The organism is Nostoc sphaeroides, assembly GCF_003443655.1.
Classification (GTDB): domain Bacteria; phylum Cyanobacteriota; class Cyanobacteriia; order Cyanobacteriales; family Nostocaceae; genus Nostoc; species Nostoc sphaeroides.
In genome coordinates this window covers 4,155,056-4,171,924 of record NZ_CP031941.1, presented here as the reverse complement: position 1 = coordinate 4,171,924, position 16,869 = coordinate 4,155,056, and the positions used below count along the sequence as shown (strand labels likewise).

Annotated in this window: 16 protein-coding genes and 1 pseudogene; 5 read left to right on the top strand and 12 right to left on the bottom strand. The window is 40.5% G+C overall.

Annotated features, from left to right (window positions below; all coding sequences use genetic code 11):
* Positions 1–78: 78 nt before the first annotated feature.
* Positions 79–221 (bottom strand): annotated as a pseudogene (locus D1367_RS18635) (magnesium transporter); the annotation flags it as partial.
* A 72-nt stretch (positions 222–293) separates the two neighbouring features.
* Positions 294–1,823: an RNA-guided endonuclease InsQ/TnpB family protein gene (locus D1367_RS18630; RefSeq protein WP_181984879.1), complete on the bottom strand. Its 1,530-nt coding sequence runs from the start codon at positions 1,821–1,823 to the stop codon at positions 294–296.
* Positions 1,824–1,897: 74 nt separating this feature from the next.
* On the opposite strand from D1367_RS18630, the gene tnpA reads away from it, so the two are divergent.
* Positions 1,898–2,302, top strand: a complete 405-nt coding sequence (gene tnpA / locus D1367_RS18625) for an IS200/IS605 family transposase (protein ID WP_118167711.1) — start codon at positions 1,898–1,900, stop codon at positions 2,300–2,302.
* Positions 2,303–3,639: 1,337 nt separating this feature from the next.
* Positions 3,640–6,684, top strand: a complete 3,045-nt coding sequence (locus D1367_RS18620; protein WP_118167710.1) for a PA14 domain-containing protein — start codon at positions 3,640–3,642, stop codon at positions 6,682–6,684.
* Positions 6,685–6,797: 113 nt separating this feature from the next.
* On the opposite strand, the gene D1367_RS18615 is transcribed toward D1367_RS18620, so the two are convergent.
* The 3 genes from D1367_RS18615 to D1367_RS18605 all read right to left on the bottom strand — a co-directional run bounded on the left by D1367_RS18615 (position 6,798) and on the right by D1367_RS18605 (position 10,143).
* Positions 6,798–8,348 (bottom strand): mercuric reductase, encoded by a 1,551-nt coding sequence (locus D1367_RS18615; RefSeq protein ID WP_118167709.1) that lies wholly within the window; start codon positions 8,346–8,348, stop codon positions 6,798–6,800.
* A gap of 273 nt (positions 8,349–8,621) precedes the next feature.
* A complete protein-coding gene (locus D1367_RS18610; RefSeq protein ID WP_118167708.1) occupies positions 8,622–9,341 on the bottom strand; it encodes a TVP38/TMEM64 family protein in 720 nt (239 codons plus the stop codon).
* 46 nt (positions 9,342–9,387) lie between these two features.
* Complete coding sequence (locus D1367_RS18605; protein ID WP_118167707.1) at positions 9,388–10,143, bottom strand: TVP38/TMEM64 family protein; 756 nt, start codon at positions 10,141–10,143, stop codon at positions 9,388–9,390.
* Here D1367_RS18605 and D1367_RS18600 point away from each other — a divergent pair.
* Positions 10,132–10,407, top strand: coding sequence for a hypothetical protein (locus D1367_RS18600; protein WP_118167706.1), 276 nt, complete (start codon positions 10,132–10,134; stop codon positions 10,405–10,407). The genes D1367_RS18605 and D1367_RS18600 overlap by 12 nt on opposite strands.
* A 35-nt stretch (positions 10,408–10,442) precedes the next feature.
* On the opposite strand, the gene D1367_RS18595 is transcribed toward D1367_RS18600, so the two are convergent.
* Positions 10,443–11,153 carry a TIGR04283 family arsenosugar biosynthesis glycosyltransferase gene (locus D1367_RS18595; protein ID WP_118167705.1) on the bottom strand — a complete coding sequence of 237 codons (711 nt, stop codon included), beginning with the start codon at positions 11,151–11,153 and terminating at the stop codon, positions 10,443–10,445.
* Complete coding sequence (locus D1367_RS18590) at positions 11,150–11,689, bottom strand: CU044_2847 family protein (RefSeq protein ID WP_228674815.1); 540 nt, start codon at positions 11,687–11,689, stop codon at positions 11,150–11,152. The genes D1367_RS18595 and D1367_RS18590 overlap by 4 nt, the downstream gene beginning before the upstream one ends.
* A 134-nt stretch (positions 11,690–11,823) precedes the next feature.
* Here D1367_RS18590 and D1367_RS31830 point away from each other — a divergent pair, with 134 nt between their 5' ends.
* Positions 11,824–11,940 (top strand): caspase family protein, encoded by a 117-nt coding sequence (locus D1367_RS31830; RefSeq protein WP_147337385.1) that lies wholly within the window; start codon positions 11,824–11,826, stop codon positions 11,938–11,940.
* 16 nt (positions 11,941–11,956) lie between these two features.
* On the opposite strand, the gene D1367_RS30165 is transcribed toward D1367_RS31830, so the two are convergent.
* From D1367_RS30165 to D1367_RS18565, 5 genes are all read right to left on the bottom strand, one after another.
* Positions 11,957–12,175 (bottom strand): hypothetical protein, encoded by a 219-nt coding sequence (locus D1367_RS30165; RefSeq protein WP_147337384.1) that lies wholly within the window; start codon positions 12,173–12,175, stop codon positions 11,957–11,959.
* 444 nt (positions 12,176–12,619) lie between these two features.
* Complete coding sequence (locus D1367_RS18580; protein ID WP_118167703.1) at positions 12,620–13,102, bottom strand: PIN domain-containing protein; 483 nt, start codon at positions 13,100–13,102, stop codon at positions 12,620–12,622.
* Positions 13,103–13,107: 5 nt separating this feature from the next.
* Entirely contained in the window at positions 13,108–13,347 is a 240-nt protein-coding gene (locus tag D1367_RS18575) for a hypothetical protein (protein WP_118167702.1), read from the bottom strand.
* 127 nt (positions 13,348–13,474) lie between these two features.
* Complete coding sequence (locus D1367_RS18570; RefSeq protein ID WP_118167701.1) at positions 13,475–14,041, bottom strand: DUF2808 domain-containing protein; 567 nt, start codon at positions 14,039–14,041, stop codon at positions 13,475–13,477.
* Between the two features lie 23 nt (positions 14,042–14,064).
* The gene (locus tag D1367_RS18565) at positions 14,065–14,502 is read right to left on the bottom strand and encodes a DoxX family protein (RefSeq protein ID WP_118167700.1); all 438 of its coding nucleotides are present in this window, start codon (positions 14,500–14,502) and stop codon (positions 14,065–14,067) included.
* Between the two features lie 140 nt (positions 14,503–14,642).
* On the opposite strand from D1367_RS18565, the gene D1367_RS18560 reads away from it, so the two are divergent.
* Positions 14,643–16,814, top strand: coding sequence for a DEAD/DEAH box helicase (locus tag D1367_RS18560; protein WP_118167699.1), 2,172 nt, complete (start codon positions 14,643–14,645; stop codon positions 16,812–16,814).
* Positions 16,815–16,869 lie beyond the last annotated feature (55 nt).

The following is a 16,869-nucleotide window of genomic DNA, read 5'->3' as shown; positions in this document are numbered from 1 at the left end:
ATTTGTACTTTATTCTTCACTAATGACCAATGACTTTTGACTTTTGACTTTTGACTTCCCCTAAGGGGCTGACTCTTTTCACAACTTTAAAATTACCCACGCCAAATTGAAGTAAATCAAAACGCCCACGACATCAACTGCTTTAATGCCGGATCTAAACGGAGATAGCGAAGTAGAAACGGCAGTGCTAAACCGGAGATAGAAGCTAAAATACTTGTCGCCCCCCGACTGCACACCACCCAAGACGTAGATATCTTCGTTGACACTCCCCGCCCTAAAGGGAACGGGGATTCTTAATCGAACAACTGTAAAGACAACTGCTCGAATAATATCCGCTTTTCAGGAATAACACTTCGACTACGCTCAGTGCAAGCCTTAGATGTACAGTTCTTGCCCTGATCCCGTTTGCCACGAATGGCGGAATCATCTCTGACAAGCGTAACTTTTCGAGAGTCCCCCGATAGGTTTTTACGTCTTATACTGACGAATTCTAAATTAGCTCTATGCAAAATTGTACGAGATGCTTGAGTATCCGCATGATCAATATGTCCACAGCTTTCACAAATAAACTTCTCACCATCTCTGTTAGCCTTGCTTACGTGATGACAAACTGAACACTCTTGGGATGTGAACTTAGGATTAATTGCTAATACTGGCTTACCAGCTTTCAGTGCCAACCAAGCAATCTTAGAAAATAACTCCCCCCAACTAACATCTGATATAGAACGGTTCAATCCACGTTTTGCAGATTGTCCATTAGCCATGAACCGTCCCTTTTCTCTTTTGGGTTTGCATCGGGACTTCATGGCTTTGACATTTAGATCCTCTTGAACAATCGCCGCAGCAGTGCCAACAACTTTATTGGCTGCAAACCATTGATGATCATTCCGTTTGTCAGCAATTTTTTTATGCAGCTTGGCAACTATTATGCCAGCTTTTTTACGATTCTTAGAACCCTTAACTTTACGATTAACTCGGCGCTGCCTAATTCTTAATTGACGGCGAGTTTTCTTGTTAGTTCCAAACTTAGGATTTTCAACAAACGAACCATCAGTGAGAGAAATTAATTTATTAATCCCTACGTCAATACCTACTGCTGAGGGTACGGTTTTAATATCTGGGACTTCTGGTAACGCTTTTGGCTCTTTGAGCAATACACTCATATACCATCCGTCAGCTTCTTTAATTACTGTTACGGTTCTAATGTCAGCATCCGTTGGGATAGTGCGACTATCCAAATATCGCATACTCCCAATTCCAGGGAGGTAAACATGAGAGTAACAACGCTTTTTCTTAGATGTGCAGTTAACTGTTAACTTTGCTTGCCCTGGTTTAAATTGAAAGCTTTTGAAATTAGATGTTTTGCGAAACGCGGGGAATCCTCTCTTGTGCTGGAAAAATCCATTGTAAGCAGTATCTAGTTTAGCTAAATTGCCTTGCAAAACATCTGAATTAACCCGACCATACCATTCAGACTCAGCGCGTAATTCAGTTGTCCTCTTGCTTTGAATATCAGATGCGTTACCCCAAGCTAGACCATGTTTTTTGCTGCTTTTTGTTAATTCAGCAGACATTACCCCATGTTTCACAACAGGACAAGTCAAAGGACAATAAGAACCGTATTCAGACCGACTATTTAAATCACAAAATGCACCATATTGGTACATCACTTGTTCGTCTGACTTCTGATTATTCGTTTCAAAAGCACGCTGACGTTCTGCTAAACAATAATTCCTATGTTTGCGTAGAGTAACAAGCCACTCGGACATTAGGGCTTGTTGCCCAATATTCGGTTGTAGCTTGAACTTCCAGCGTATTTGCACGGGCTTATTGTGTTGATATAGTTAATTGTATCAACATATAATCTACAATTAAAAACAAGTCAAGCCTGAATATTATGAAAAAAAGCTCTTACGAATATCGACATTACAATCACGCTGTTGGACTAAGCGTGATTCATTTAGTTTGGATACCTAAACGACGGAAGAAGGTACTTGTTGGGAAAATTAGGGATAGAATTTTTGAGATATTTTCAGAACTGGCTATTGAAAAAGACTGGAATATTCGCGCACTAGAAGTCGCACCAGACCACATTCATTTATTTGTAGAGATTCATCCAACTGATGCAATATTTCAAGTAGTCAAAGCATTCAAAGGACGTTCGTCAAATTACTTAAGAAAGGAGTTTCCAGAATTAAAGAAGTTACCATCACTCTGGACTAACAGTTATTTTTTCTCAACTGCTGGAAACGTTGCGGCTGATACTATAGAAAGATATATCAATGATCCTCATCATGGGTGAGAATATTGGAGGCGAATAAATTCGGCATTTGTCGGCTTTCCCCTTCGGTCTAAAGACGCGAAGCTCCCAGCCTTCCCGCTATCCCCTGGTGGTTTCCTGTTGCAGAATATCAATCACATCATCCACGGTGACAATATCTACTAGACGCTGTTCTCGATCTACCACAGGCACAGCGTTGGGTAACGCTAAAGCTTAACCCAACAAAGTCCCGAAATGTTGGGTTTCGTTCCTCAACCCAACCTACACATTTCAAGGTTTTTGGCGCTAACCCAAGCGTATTGTACTATAGCGGTTCTCGCTTGGGTGCAATACAGTTTTGACCTCACTTCCTTTAAGGAGAGAGGCTTTGAATCTTACTCCCCAACGCTAGAACGGAAGGGGCTGTTCTTGTTAGGTCTGTATTCCATGCAATTGGGAACCGCTATATATCTGCTGTGTCTTGTAACAAAGATATGAATTTATATCATGTCCGGTAAATTAGTTGTGATATGTCATTGCGATCGCCCCTGGCGTTCCCGTTGGCGCAGCCTAAGAAGAGAAGGGTACGGAATCAAAGTGCAGTGAAGCAATTTGCTTGCGGTGTTGGGATTGCTTCCCTTTTCTACGAGACGCTTTGCGAACACTTGCAATTGACTTGATTTTACCTGACATGATATTACACTCAAGATGAAGCATAGATAAACAATACTTGTTCAAATCTTTAAATATTAAAACTTTCTTTATCCAATTTTCATATAATTCCTAACTATGTAAATAAAAATATCAAGCCTATCTGGTATATTAGTAGTTTTTATTCAAAATTCATGAAAACTTTGATATATCTTTAAAAAAGATATATCAATATGAATCTTTAAAAAAGTTCCATAAAGAAGATAGACATAACACCCTGATCTATTGTCAAATGGGAAATTGATTGATGCCATAAAAATATTTAAATTTAATATGTAAAGATATCAATTTAGCTACTTAGATATGTATCTACCCCGATTGGGGTTGCTTTACTTCAACTTCATACACATTTTTCTCTATACCTACTTTTAGTGAAGATAAAGCAAGGTATATCACTTTATACTGTTTTATTTTTAGGTTGATACAAATAAATAGCATAGATCGTAAGAAAGTAAATTAGCAAAAAAGTAGAAAAACGTATCAGCAATAAAGTGAAATAGTATTAATATTAACAAACAGAATAATCAGCTAATTTTGCTCATTAATTAATCTGTTTGCAACGAGAATTGTTACGCATTTTTTTAAACTTTTGAATATAAAACTGATTCTGTAACATTGATTATTGATTATGGAATTAGTTTTAGCACTATTGTAAGGCATATATTTCAATGACTGATTCACAAAATCAACAGTTGTCAACATCTCCAAGTCAAATAATTAATGCTCAATCATCTTTACAAAGCATTGATCAGGCACAACCCAGTATTTCTGCTAGCGCTAGCGTGCTTTCTCAGGGAGATGGACTCAAAGCAGAGTATTACGACAACATCGACTTCACTAATTTAAAGCAAACTCGCACAGATCCGACAGTCAACTTTAGCTGGGGTCTTGGTTCTCCAGATCGATCCATCGGTGTAGATACCTTCAGTGCGCGTTGGACAGGTCAAGTAGAAGCCAAGTACAGCGAGACTTACAACTTCTACACCAGTGCTGATGACGGTGTGCGACTGTGGGTTAATGGTGAGCAAATCATCAATAAGTTTGTCAATCAATCTGCCACAGAACACAGCGGCGCGATCGCACTGGTTGCAGGACAGAAGTACGATATTAAACTTGAGTACTACGAAAATAAATACGATGCAGTTTCTCGACTGGCTTGGTCAAGCTTCTCTCAGACCAAAGAAATCATTCCCCAGTCGCAACTTTATAGTAATGTCAACACACCTAGTAATGGCAACGGACTCAAAGCCGAATACTACGACAACATCGACTTTACCAACTTAAAGCAAACTCGCATAGATTCGACAGTCAACTTTAGCTGGGGTCTTGGTTCTCCAGATCCATCCATCGGTGTAGATACCTTCAGTGCGCGTTGGACAGGTCAAGTAGAAGCCAAGTACAGCGAGACTTACAACTTCTACACCACTGCTGATGATGGTGTGCGACTGTGGGTTAATGGTGAGCAAATCATCAATAAGTTTGTCAATCAATCTGCCACAGAACACAGCGGCGCGATCGCACTGGTTGCAGGACAGAAGTACGATATTAAACTTGAGTACTACGAAAATAAATACGATGCAGTTTCTCGACTGGCCTGGTCAAGCTTCTCTCAGACCAAAGAAATCATTCCCCAGTCGCAACTTTATTCACCAGATATTCAGACTATTATTACATTGGGATCATCTTCCACCACTGTAAACGAAGGCGACGGGACTGTTACCTTAACTGTGCTGCGAAGTGGTGATCTCAGAGGTACATCTTCAATTAAATATGCTACTCAAAGTGCTACTGCAAAAGTAGGGAATGACTACGGCAATGCAGGCGAAGAAGTTGAGGGGACACTCACCTTTGCACCAGGACAAATTAGCAAACAGGTGGCAATTCGGATCATTGACGATAACCTAATAGAAACAGATGAAGCCTTTAGTTTCCTTATTGACCAGCCAGAGGGGGCAACACTAGGAACCCAAAGAACTTTCGGAATTACGATTAAAGACAATGATGGTCAAAGTCTGAATTTCACTCAGTTACAAGTTAATGAAAATGTCGGTAATGCGACGGTAACAGTTACACGGACTAACGGTTTGGGGACTGCAAGTGTTAACTATACAACCGTCGATGGAACTGCTAAAGCTGACTCTGACTACCAAGCTCTATCTGGAACCTTGACCTTTGCACAGGGAGAAACCAGCAAAAACATTTTGATTCCTATTAAGGATGACACCATTCAGGAAGCAAATGAAGCATTTACTTTGATGTTTAGTAACGCAGTTGGGATGGCACTGCCTAATAATCCGGCAGCAGATGTAGTTATCTTGAATGATGACTTGAATTTTCATAAAAACACTTTGGTTTCTGGGTTGGAGCAACCCACAGAGTTTGACTGGTCAGCTGACAATAAGCTGATGTTCATTGCCCAAAAAGATGGGATAGTCAAGGTGTTTAACAGCGTTACCAACTCCTTAGAAGCACAACCATTTATCGATATTTCTTCACAGGTAAATAATGTGAACGATCGCGGTTTGTTGGGCATGGCTGTACATCCAGATTTTGGTAAGAGTCCGAATGGCAACAACTACATTTACCTGTTATTTACCTACGATCCAGTAGAAACTAATGCAAACCATCACAAGAACAATCACAATAGCAACTTAGACAATCCCGATCAAGGAGGTAACCGTGCAGCCCGGCTAGTTCGAGTGGAAGCTGATCCAAACACCAGTTACAAGACTGCGATCGCAGGGAGTGAAGTGATCCTATTAGGCAAAAATAGCACTTGGGACAACATCAGCCGCCCAGATACTAACAGCACAGTGGTTAATCTTACTGACGAAACAAAGAACGCTGGGCCATCAGGTATTAAAAACAAAACCACTGGTCAGCTATTTGCCAATATCGAGGATTATCTCAACGCTATCAAAAACAACAACATCACCAACGTCCAGGATTTTATCGCTACCGATAGTTCAACTCACTCTGTTGGTAGCGTCCGCTTTGGTAACGATGGGACTTTGTTTGTGAGCCTTGGTGATGCTACTTCCTATAACCGAGCAGATCCCAGAGCAGTTCGCGTCCAGGATATCGATAATCTGTCCGGCAAGATCCTGCACATTAACGCCATTACTGGTGAAGGTTTATCAACGAATCCTTATTACAACGGTGATCCCAATAGTAATCGTTCTAAAGTTTATAACTTAGGTGTGCGTAATGCCTTCCGCATCGCCATAAATCAAGAAAGCAATATTCCCTTTGTCGGCGATGTCGGCTGGTACTCTTGGGAAGAGGTGAATACTGGTGGGCCCGGCAAAAACTTTGGCTGGCCATACTTTGAGGGTGGATATGATGCAAATGGTAATCTTGTCAACCTCAAACAATTCGTTTATTCTAAACTAGATTCAGCGACAGACTTCTACAATAATGCTGGCAAAACCGCTACACCACCAATTTATGCCTATGATCATTCCAACGGCGCGACTTCGATCATTGTAGGTGATTTTTACACGGGCGGTGGTTTTGACAATGCTTTGTTTATCGGTAATCCCACCAAAGGAACTATCACTGCTTTAACCTTGGACAATCAGGGTAAAGTTGCCTCAACTACACAGTTTGCTTCTACTGGAGGGGCCCCTGTGGATATTAGGGCTGGAGATGATGGCAAGCTGTACTACGTAGACTTGGCATTAGGTAAGATTGATAGCTGGGAACCTTTTTAGAGGTCAAAAATCTAATAGGAGTCCCATAGGATCATTTTGATGAAAAGGGTGTAGAGGATAGGGTGTGGGAGAGCGTTCTGAACCTGCAACCTCACACCCCACAACCTTCTTGGTCAAGATAACTTTGTTAAAAATCCCAACAATTTTTTGGTATTTGATGTCAGCAGGGTTCGACGATAAGCATCAGCAGCTTTTTTAATCGCTTCGGCTTGAGTGGGATAAGGATGAATTACACTGCTTAATTTACTCAAACCGATTTTATTCACCATTGCCGTAGTGACTTCTGAAATCATCTCACCCGCGTGACTAGCGACAATAGTTGCACCGATAATTTCATCAGACCCCTTTTTATGGTGGATTTTGAGAAATCCTGACTCTTCACCATCTGCGATCGCTCGGTCTACACTACTAAAAGGTATGTTAATTGTCGTCACCTCAATACCTAATTTCTGCGCCTCGTGTTCGTACAAGCCTACATGGGCAATTTCTGGATCAGTATAAGTTACCCAAGGCATCACCAGACTACTGAGTTTCGAGCGTCCGATGCCAAAGGGAGAAAACAGCGTATTTTTAATCACAATTCGCGCCGCAGCATCAGCAGCATGGGTAAACTTCCAGTTCATGCAGATATCGCCAGCTGCATAAATTTTGGGATTGGTCGTCTGGAGATAATCATTGACCTTCACGCCTTGCTGCAAGTCATATTCTACACCCACTGCTTCTAAATTTAGATTTTCTACATTTGGCGATCGCCCCGCACCCACTAAAATTTCATCTACTGTCACCGAATCTCGATGACCATTGGAAGAAAAGTAAAGCCGTTTCCCCTCAGTAACAGTTACCACTTCTTCTAATTTGGAATTCAACACGACACGAATTCCTTCCTTAATCAAAACCTTTTGCAGAATTTTAGCCGCCTCAGCATCTTCTTTATTTAAAAGATGAGAACCGCTATGGAAAAGTACCACCTCAGAACCTAAGCGGCGGAAAGCTTGCGCCAATTCGCAACCAATGGGGCCGCCACCAATTACCGCTAAACGTTCCGGTCGTTGAATCAGGGAAAAAACCGTCTCATTAGTTAGATAACCCGCCTTTTCAATTCCCGGAATCGCCAATTGTGCGGCTCTTGCGCCTGTCGCAATTACAGCTTTTTTAAACCGGAGGGTTTTGTCGCCAACTTCCACGGTATTTTTAGTTGCAAATCGACCGCTACCCAAAAAGACATCAACACCCAAGTTTTGAAACCGTTCCGCCGAGTCGTTATGGCTGATACCAGCCCTTACCCGTCGCATCCTTGCCATGACTTTGGGAAAATCAACATCAATATTATGTTGGGGAATATTAACACCCAAGTTTTGAGCATTCCAAATTTCGCCAACAACGCGAGCAGAGCGAATAATAGTTTTAGATGGTACGCAACCAACATTTAAACAATCTCCACCCATGAGATGCTTTTCAATTATCGCCACTTTTAAACCCAAATCTAGACCAGCCGCACCCGCAGCCACCACTAACCCCGCAGTCCCAGCGCCAATTACTACCAAATCGTAAACATCTGCCGGTTGAGGATTAACCCAATTCGGCGGATGGACGTAAGACACCAACTTTTGGTTATACTCATCCATTGGGCGAACTGTAACTCTCTCTAAATCTGAATTGGTCATTGGCGAAACCTCTTTTATAAATTGAAAATACTAAAGTCAACTGCCTTTTGGGAGTATTCAAAATTAAAAATTAAGAATCCTGATAAACTTAGGCGGTTCAGTCTTTTATTTTTTATGCTCGTTTAATAAAGAATTTAGTACCATTCAATACAGCCTTTGAATTGTTTTGTCGGTTTGGGAATTGACAGATACAAATAAACATTTTAGCAATCAATAATTTACAGCAATTTGCAGTTGAATAGACCAGAGTCAGGGTGTACAAGTTGTGCGCCCTTACAATTCTTCTTCTAAAGCTTTGCGTGCAATCCGGGTGACATAAACTGTAACGGCGACTGTAGCAATCAAACCTAAAATCCGAATTGCCCATTGTAAAGTCGGGTTGGTAGGTTGAGTTTCAGTACCAATCATGGCAAGATTACCTCCAAGGGAACCAATATAAACGTACATCACAGTTCCGGGAATCATGCCTACAGAGCCGATGAAGTAATCTTTAAGTGAAACTCCTGTGATACCAAAGCCATAGTTTAATAAATTGAAAGGAAATATCGGGGATAGTCGCGTTAACAGCACAATTTTTAATCCTTCTCTACCAACCGCTTGGTCAATGGCGGCAAATTTTTTGTTATCTGCGATTTTACCAGCAACCCAGTCCCTTGCTAAATAACGTCCCACAAGGAAAGCAGCTGTAGCGCCAAGGGTTGCACCAATGAACACGTACAAAGAACCCCAAACTACGCCAAAGATAACACCAGAACCTAATGTGAGAATAGAACCTGGGAAGAAAGCGACGGTAGCGATAATGTAAAGTGCAATAAAAGCGATCGCTCCCACTGTACCAAGACTATCAATCCACTGCAACGCGTCCCGTAAAATTGCTTGGAGATTCAAAGAATTGGTATTTACAGATTCTTGTGCTAGAGCAAACTCTGTATTTAACAAAAAATCAAAGCTAACTACTAACAATATTAATCCAATCAATCTAAAACTCCTCATCTTCTCTGTGCCTCTGCGTCTCTGGGTGAAAAAAATATCATAATTATTACTCTAGCGATGAATCTGGTTTCTCTAAATGACTTATTTCTGCTATTGCCACACTTTGAGCTAAAGCTTTCTGAGCAATTTTTGTAATATAAATGGTCACAGCAACGGTAGCAATTAATCCAACTCCTTGCATTATCCATTGCCAGATTTGAGTTTCTGGAGCAATTGGTTGATTATATGTGTTAATCATGGCAATATTCCCAGCTAAAGAACCAATATAAACGTACATCACAGTGCCAGGAAGAATCCCAAAAGAACCTAATATATAATCTTTGAGAGAAACTTGTGTGACTCCGAAAGCATAATTCAATAAATTGAAGGGAAAGATGGGAGATAGACGAGTTAGCAAGACAATTTTCCACCCTTCTTTCGCAACTGCTAAATCAATTGCTTTAAATTTAGGATGTTTGTCCATTTGTTGGCAAACCCAATTTTGCGAGAGGTAACGTCCAATCACAAAAGCTAAGGTAGCTCCGATTATGGCAGCAATTAGTACATATATTGATCCCCAAAATACTCCAAATAAACAACCACCTTTGAGAGTTAATAGGGAACCTGGTATAAACAATAATGTAGCTAAGTTGTAGATGACTATGTAGGCAATAGGCCCGAAGATGCCAAGACTCTCAACCCAAATAATTAAGGTGTGTAAAAGTCCCTGAAAGTTGAACTGTTTAGCTGCAATTATAAGAGTCACAACCAAGCAACTTAACACTAGTAGTTTGAGTTTGGAATTTAATAAGTGCTTCTTCATTTTTATAAATTTGACCTTTTGAGGCTCAACTTTGAAACTTATACCAATTCAATTAATGATTGCAACACATCTTTGGGTCAAGACGCGATCAATCGAGACGCGATCAATCGAGACGCGATCAATCGAGACGCGATCAATCGAGACGCGATCAATCGAGACGCGATCAATCGAGACGCGATCAATCGAGACGCGATCAATCGCGTCTCTACAAATGGTGTATTTGTCGCATTCTTTTTTCCAATTGGTATTACACCTCGAATCTAATGCCACTAAGATATACTACCGACATGAGAAACACCTTAAATCTTCTTAAATTTTTCTCGCCGATACCAGCGACGAATTTGTTTAGGTGAAACGCCAAGTAAATAAGCAATAATTACTATTTGATTGAGTAGTGTAGTTTTAAACACTCCCTTTTGCAACCATCTACGGGCTGAGGTAACAACTGGTGTGGAGATAATTGCAATACGTCCCTTCGCTTTTAGACGGCGCATGAGTTCAAAGTCTTCCATGATGGGCAATTCAGGAAAATTGCCAATTTGTTGAAATACTGCTTTTGTTAAAAAAATTGCTTGGTCGCCATAAGGCATTTGGTAAAAATGCGATCGCAAATTTACACCCCACTCCACCCATCGTAAACTTAAAAGTGACGCATCAATCCGCAATTTAAACGCACCAGCCACAGTCCCAGGCTGTTGTAGGGCTGTGCAAATCATCTCATCAAACCCAGTAGGTAAACGGGTATCTGCATGGAGAAACAGCAAAATCTCGCCAGTAGCAGCTACAGCACCCGCGTTCATTTGCATAGCACGACCGGGAGACGATGAGATAACTTTGACATTTAAAGACTGAGCGATCGCTACAGTATCATCACTAGAGCCACCATCGACTACAATGACTTCTATATTTAGATTGGCTTGAGTAGTAGCAATGGCTTTTTTAATATTACCCGCTTCATTAATAGCCGGAATAATAATCGAAATTTTAGCAGCGCCAATACTCTCACTCATGATTGCTGAGTTTTCTTTTCCGGTTGGTCAGGAAATGAACACTCTACCGTTATCTTCAGATTACTTTCAGCCGTCCCTTTAGTCACGTAAGGTATACCTGCTTCACCGCCAACTTTGATGCCAAATTCAAGAGTGACTTTATCAATATTAGCAACAGGGATTTTCTTAAAAGCATTGAGTGAATAAACAGTGTAAGCCCGAATTGTACCTTCAATTGCTTGGAAATTTTGCACTATTTGCTTTTGTGCAGCATCAGCATCCCATCCCTTATCGATTAGTGCTTCTTCCTCTCCCTCTGGAGAAACTTCGGTAATGACTGGTGGTGCATCTACATTAGGGAACTCCAAAAAATAAATTATTCCACATTCAAGTCGTTGACTGTTGACTGTTGGCTGTTGACTGAAAACTCGTGAACCGTCAACGGTCAACAGTGAACAATAGCAATGGAATATTTTTTTACTTGGAAGTCCCTTATCTGTGGCTTCAATGTAAATAATCGTGCCATCTTCTAACTGAATAGGTGTGAGTTGAGTCATAGGGTAATTTTGCCTAAAAGAATTGCGTCTAGGGTAGCCCAACTGTGATTATCTACAAAATTTTACGGAAAATGCGGTAAATTTCTTGTAGAAGCTGGAAATAATTCGGCACAACTATCATAGGGCTTTACAGGATGAGTCGAGACGCTTTGGTGGTGGGAATTAATACGTATGACCGCTTAAAGAGTCTCAACGCACCAGCTGCCGATGGTGAAGCGATCGCACCAAACAAAGACGAACCCTGCATCTAGTCTGAAAAAATGGTGTTTAAGAGCGATCGCACTTTTCGGAGATTGCTTTGATGGAAATGAGTTTTATAATTAAGCGATCGCACCAAACAAAGACAAACTCTGCATCTAGTCTGAAAAAATGGTGTTTAAGAGCGATCGCACTTTTCGGATATTGCTTCGCTGGCAATGAGTTTTTATAATTAAGCGATCGCATTAAACAAAGACGAACTCTGCATCTAATCTGAGAAAATGGCATCAAAGAGCGATCGCTCTTTTCGAGATTGCTTTGCTGGCAAAGAGTTTTTATAATTAGGCGATCGCATTAAACAAAGACTAACCCTGATCTAGTCTGAAAAAATGGTGTTCAAGAGCGATCGCACTTTTCGGAGATTGCTTTGCTAGCAATGAGTTTTTATAATTAAGCAGCAAACAAAAACCAACCCTGGAGTCACTACCGTCAACCCTGGAGTCACTACCGTCAACCCTGGAGTCACTACCGTCAACCCTGAAGCCACTACCGTCAACCCTGGAGTCACTAACGTCAACCCTGGAGTCACTAACGTCAACCCTGAAGCCACTACCGTCAACCCTGGAGTCACTAACGTCAACCCTGAAGCCACTACCGTCAACCCTGGAGTCATTAACGTCAACCCTGAAGCCACTACCGTCAACCCTGTAACCACTCCCGCCAACTCTGCATCTAATCTGAAAAAATAGTATCAAAGAGCGATCGCTTGACTCTGAAATTCATTGCTAGGATGTCTTGATACAATTGGTCTGTGCTACTGATGGTGATTTTGCCATCTACCTGAAGTTTCTTGATGACTGCTAAGGTTCCCTTAACATTTAATCCCAATCGAGTTGCTTCTTTTCTGGCTGCGAAGTCATCTAAAATTATGTAATCTGTTTGTAATTCAGTGCCTAAAGCAATAGCTTCTGATTCTCCTCTCCCTAGTCGCATATTTAAACGATTGGCTAAGGAAAGTAATTTAATTTCTTTGACTAACATTTTATCGGCATCAATTAAAGCTTTTATCTGCTGACTAGGTGCATCAGATTTAGCACTGATTTCTTCTGCAACAAAATTTGGTAAATAAAACTCATCGGAAGAATCTAGAAAAATATCGAGAAATTCAAGACGCGATAAAAAGATTAATGGAGAAGAGTTAAAAACAATCTTCACACACCCTACCAATCCTTTTCTATAGCGATATCTTGTTCAGTCAAGTAGGAAAATTCCAACCCCATCAAATCTAATAGTTGAAGAAATACATCAGGCTCTATTTCCATGATTTCTGCGGCTTTTTTCAAACTAATAACTCTCGAAAATAACGCCCCAATCACAAACAAAAATGTTTCTTTTTGCTCAATATTATTAAATAATGGAATTTCTGAGGCAACACTTCTTAATTCTTCCTTACTAGTCATAGGTATTTCAAGCTACCGACTGAATATCTTCTAGATTATCCCAAACTTCTGCAAGCGATGTCTACCGACAAGTCAACTTAACGTGAAATAGGCAGTTAGAAACCTCGTCTACATAAACTCGTGGTATTTATGGAAACCACCAGCTGCTTCTATTGCTGTAAAACTGAAACCGTCCAAAGCCGAGAAATTGTCCGTGGGATTTCTCACCCACCGGAAAGGCTGTCACACCCAATAAGTAGACACCAGAAAAGCTAGGATTACTCACAGGGCGAAGGGCGATTGTAATTGTCTGTCCCGGAGTCACAGGCGGATTAAAGTTCACAGTAACAGTTTGTGTATCGCGTTCTGCTGTGACTGCACCTAGTGTTAGCCGAGATTCTTTGCGATCGCTCGTTCCGACAAATGCGCGGGTATCCTTAAGCTTGTAGTCGATGTTTTCTGCTCCCTCCTTCTGTGCGATCGTTACCTTCTGAAGGGATTCTCCAGCATTCTCCGGCACATTAATAGTAAAATAATAAGTCCCGCCCCAAACATTCACTTCTTTGTAAGTAGTCGTCGCGTTAAGAAGTTTCGGCGGTTGGACAAAGTAGACTATGCCATCTCTAAGCTGCACCGCTTGAGTCACCCGAACAGCAACTCCTCCAATGCTTATTGCTAACGAGAGTGTTATTCCAAACAAACTTGCAACGCGCATAATTCAAATATAAAAAAACGCCCTCATTTCAATTCTAATTCTTTGGGAATCAGCGACTTGGGAATAATAGAAGCTTGTTTTTCCCCATCATAAGATTTGGTGTACCACCAAGCCCAAGCAATTAAAACTGCTTGAAAGGGAAGCCTGACTACCTGTACCCAAGGTGAATCTGGTATATGTTCTAGCTGAATATGATTAACCGCCATGTTGATATTGGCAGGGAAAACCGCAATAAAAAGAGCAATAAGTCCCCAAGCAGCAGCTTGACTTACAGGCGGGACTAATAACCCAATACCACCCAAAATTTCATAAAATCCACTGAGATAAACTAATTCTAAAGGGTAAGGTAGTTGCGGTGGCATAATTTTGACATACGGTTCTGGAATAACAAAGTGTGTCACTCCAACCACAATGATGGATATAGCAAGGATGACACGTAATATTTCCTTATACTTATTCATGGTTTTTGCCTGATTATATACTTGTCCCTATTATTTCAGTTTGATTTATGAATGTTAATCTGTCTTGAGTCAACAGGAGGAAAAATCGGCGATGTCAATCCGTGAAATCCAAAAAGACAGTTAAATCAGTGATAAAAAACATGAGCGATACCTTTAGCCGACTTGCACCCTTCATCCAAGAATATATTTATCATCACCAGTGGACTGAATTACGACCAGTTCAAATTGCCGCTTGTCAAGTTATCTTTGACACTGAGGCTCACTTGCTAGTTACTGCTGCAACTGCTGCGGGTAAAACAGAAGCAGCATTTCTACCAGTTTTGACTCTGTTACATGCCAACCCTGCTGCAACTGTAGGGGTATTATATATTAGTCCAATCAAAGCTTTAATTAACGATCAATTTGAGCGTCTCAACGACTTACTCAAAGAAGCAAATATTCCCGTTTGGCACTGGCACGGTGATGTTTCTCAAACTCGAAAAAATAACCTTTTAAAGAATCCTCAAGGCATTTTACAAATTACACCAGAATCTCTAGAAAGTTTATTAATCAACAAAAATAACGACCTACTTCGCTTATTTGGTGATTTAAGATTTGTCATCATTGATGAAATTCACGCTTTTATGGGTTCAGAACGCGGTTGTCAAATTATTTGCCAATTACAACGTTTAGCAAAGTTGACGCAAAAACAACCGCGCCGTATTGGTTTATCGGCAACTCTTGGTGATTACTCAATAGCGGAAGATTGGTTGCGTTCGGGAACAGATAAACCAGTGATTACACCGGAACCTGACGGGATAAAACGCCAACTAAAATTAGCTGTAGAACATTTTTATATTACTGATGAAGTAGATGAATCAGAGGCAACAGCTTATGAACAATATATTTTCAACCTCAGCAAATCTCGCAAATGCCTGATATTTGCTAATAATCGCACGCAAACTGAATCTGTAATCGCATCTTTGCGACAAATTGCCGCAGAACAAAGGCTACCAGATATATATCATGTGCATCATGGAAGTATCTCTGCTAGTTTGCGGCAAGCAGCTGAAAATGCGATGCGTGAACCCAAAAATCCAGCAGTTACCGCCGCCACTCTGACTTTAGAATTAGGCATAGATATCGGTCATTTAGAGCGAGTTATTCAGTTAGAATCACCCTTGTCTGTAGCTAGCTTTTTACAGCGTTTAGGACGTAGTGGTAGAAGAGGTGAAGCTGCCGATATGCGCTTAATTTGCGCTGAAGAAAAACCATTATTAGAAGCTTCTCTACCAGAGCAAATACCCTGGCAACTTTTGCAGTCTATTGCTATTATTCAACTTTATTTAGAGGAACAATGGATTGAACCAATCAGACCGATTAAATATCCTTTGAGTTTGCTTTATCACCAAACAATGAGTATTTTAACAGCAGCAGGGGAAATTTCACCTAATGCCTTAGCTAAACAAATTTTTAGCTTACCGCCCTTTGCTGCTATTTTAAAAGAAGATTTTCAATTATTACTACGTTATTTAATTGATATTGGTCATATTCAGCATACTGAACAAGGTAAATTAATCCTGGGTTTGGCAGGAGAAAAGATTGTGAGAAAATTCCAGTTTTATGCTGTCTTTGCTGAACAGCAAGAATATATTGTTAAGCAAGGTGCAACGCAAATTGGCAGTATTGTCACGCCGCCTGCTGTTGGAAATCAATTTGCTTTAGCTGGGAGAACTTGGGAAGTTGTAGAAGTTGACTTTAAAAAGAAGGCTATTTTTGTTAAACAAGCCGAGGGTAAAGCTAGTATTTATTGGCGTGGTAGTGGTGGCACTATTCATACCAAGGTTTTGCAACGAATGCAACAGGTTCTATTGGAAAATGTCGAGTACAGCTATTTGCAAAAAAATGCTTTGCAACGTTTACGTAAAGTTCGCCAATTAGTGCAGCAAGTTGGATTAGATAAACAAAATATTTTGCAATTAGAAAAAGGTAAATGCTGCATCTTTCCCTGGATGGGTACGGTTGCTTATCGCACTTTAGAAAGATTACTCAACTCCTACTGTCGAGAATCATTGGAAATTACAAGTATTGGCGGAGTAAATCCTTATTATTTAACAATTAAATTAGGCAAGGATAAATTTAAATATCTGTATGATGAAATTGCTTCCTTGTGTGAGCAAAGAATTACCTCAGAAGATTTACTCAGTAGTTCAGAAGCACCAGAAATTCAAAAATATGACCAATTTATTCCTCATTCACTTTTACGAAAAGCTTTTGCTAGCGATGCTTTAGATATGAGAGAACTTAAACAACAAGTGGCACTTTGGAGATAATATGGTTCGGTTAAGAATATTTGTAGTTTGGGTTGAACTTTAGTGTTACCCAACA

Excerpts from the sequence above, each read along its gene's own strand:
- D1367_RS18615 (WP_118167709.1), bottom strand. The coding sequence starts at position 8,348 with ATGACCAATTCAGATTTAGAGAGAGTTACAGTTCGCCCAATGGATGAG.
- D1367_RS18570 (WP_118167701.1), bottom strand. The coding sequence starts at position 14,041 with ATGCGCGTTGCAAGTTTGTTTGGAATAACACTCTCGTTAGCAATAAGC.
- D1367_RS18610 (WP_118167708.1), bottom strand. The coding sequence starts at position 9,341 with ATGAGGAGTTTTAGATTGATTGGATTAATATTGTTAGTAGTTAGCTTT.
- D1367_RS18590 (WP_228674815.1), bottom strand. The coding sequence starts at position 11,689 with ATGACTCAACTCACACCTATTCAGTTAGAAGATGGCACGATTATTTAC.
- D1367_RS18575 (WP_118167702.1), bottom strand. The coding sequence starts at position 13,347 with ATGACTAGTAAGGAAGAATTAAGAAGTGTTGCCTCAGAAATTCCATTA.
- tnpA (WP_118167711.1), top strand. The coding sequence starts at position 1,898 with ATGAAAAAAAGCTCTTACGAATATCGACATTACAATCACGCTGTTGGA.
- D1367_RS30165 (WP_147337384.1), bottom strand. The coding sequence starts at position 12,175 with ATGCCATTTTCTCAGATTAGATGCAGAGTTCGTCTTTGTTTAATGCGA.
- D1367_RS31830 (WP_147337385.1), top strand. The coding sequence starts at position 11,824 with ATGAGTCGAGACGCTTTGGTGGTGGGAATTAATACGTATGACCGCTTA.
- D1367_RS18605 (WP_118167707.1), bottom strand. The coding sequence starts at position 10,143 with ATGAAGAAGCACTTATTAAATTCCAAACTCAAACTACTAGTGTTAAGT.
- D1367_RS18620 (WP_118167710.1), top strand. The coding sequence starts at position 3,640 with ATGACTGATTCACAAAATCAACAGTTGTCAACATCTCCAAGTCAAATA.
- D1367_RS18595 (WP_118167705.1), bottom strand. The coding sequence starts at position 11,153 with ATGAGTGAGAGTATTGGCGCTGCTAAAATTTCGATTATTATTCCGGCT.
- D1367_RS18560 (WP_118167699.1), top strand. The coding sequence starts at position 14,643 with ATGAGCGATACCTTTAGCCGACTTGCACCCTTCATCCAAGAATATATT.
- D1367_RS18565 (WP_118167700.1), bottom strand. The coding sequence starts at position 14,502 with ATGAATAAGTATAAGGAAATATTACGTGTCATCCTTGCTATATCCATC.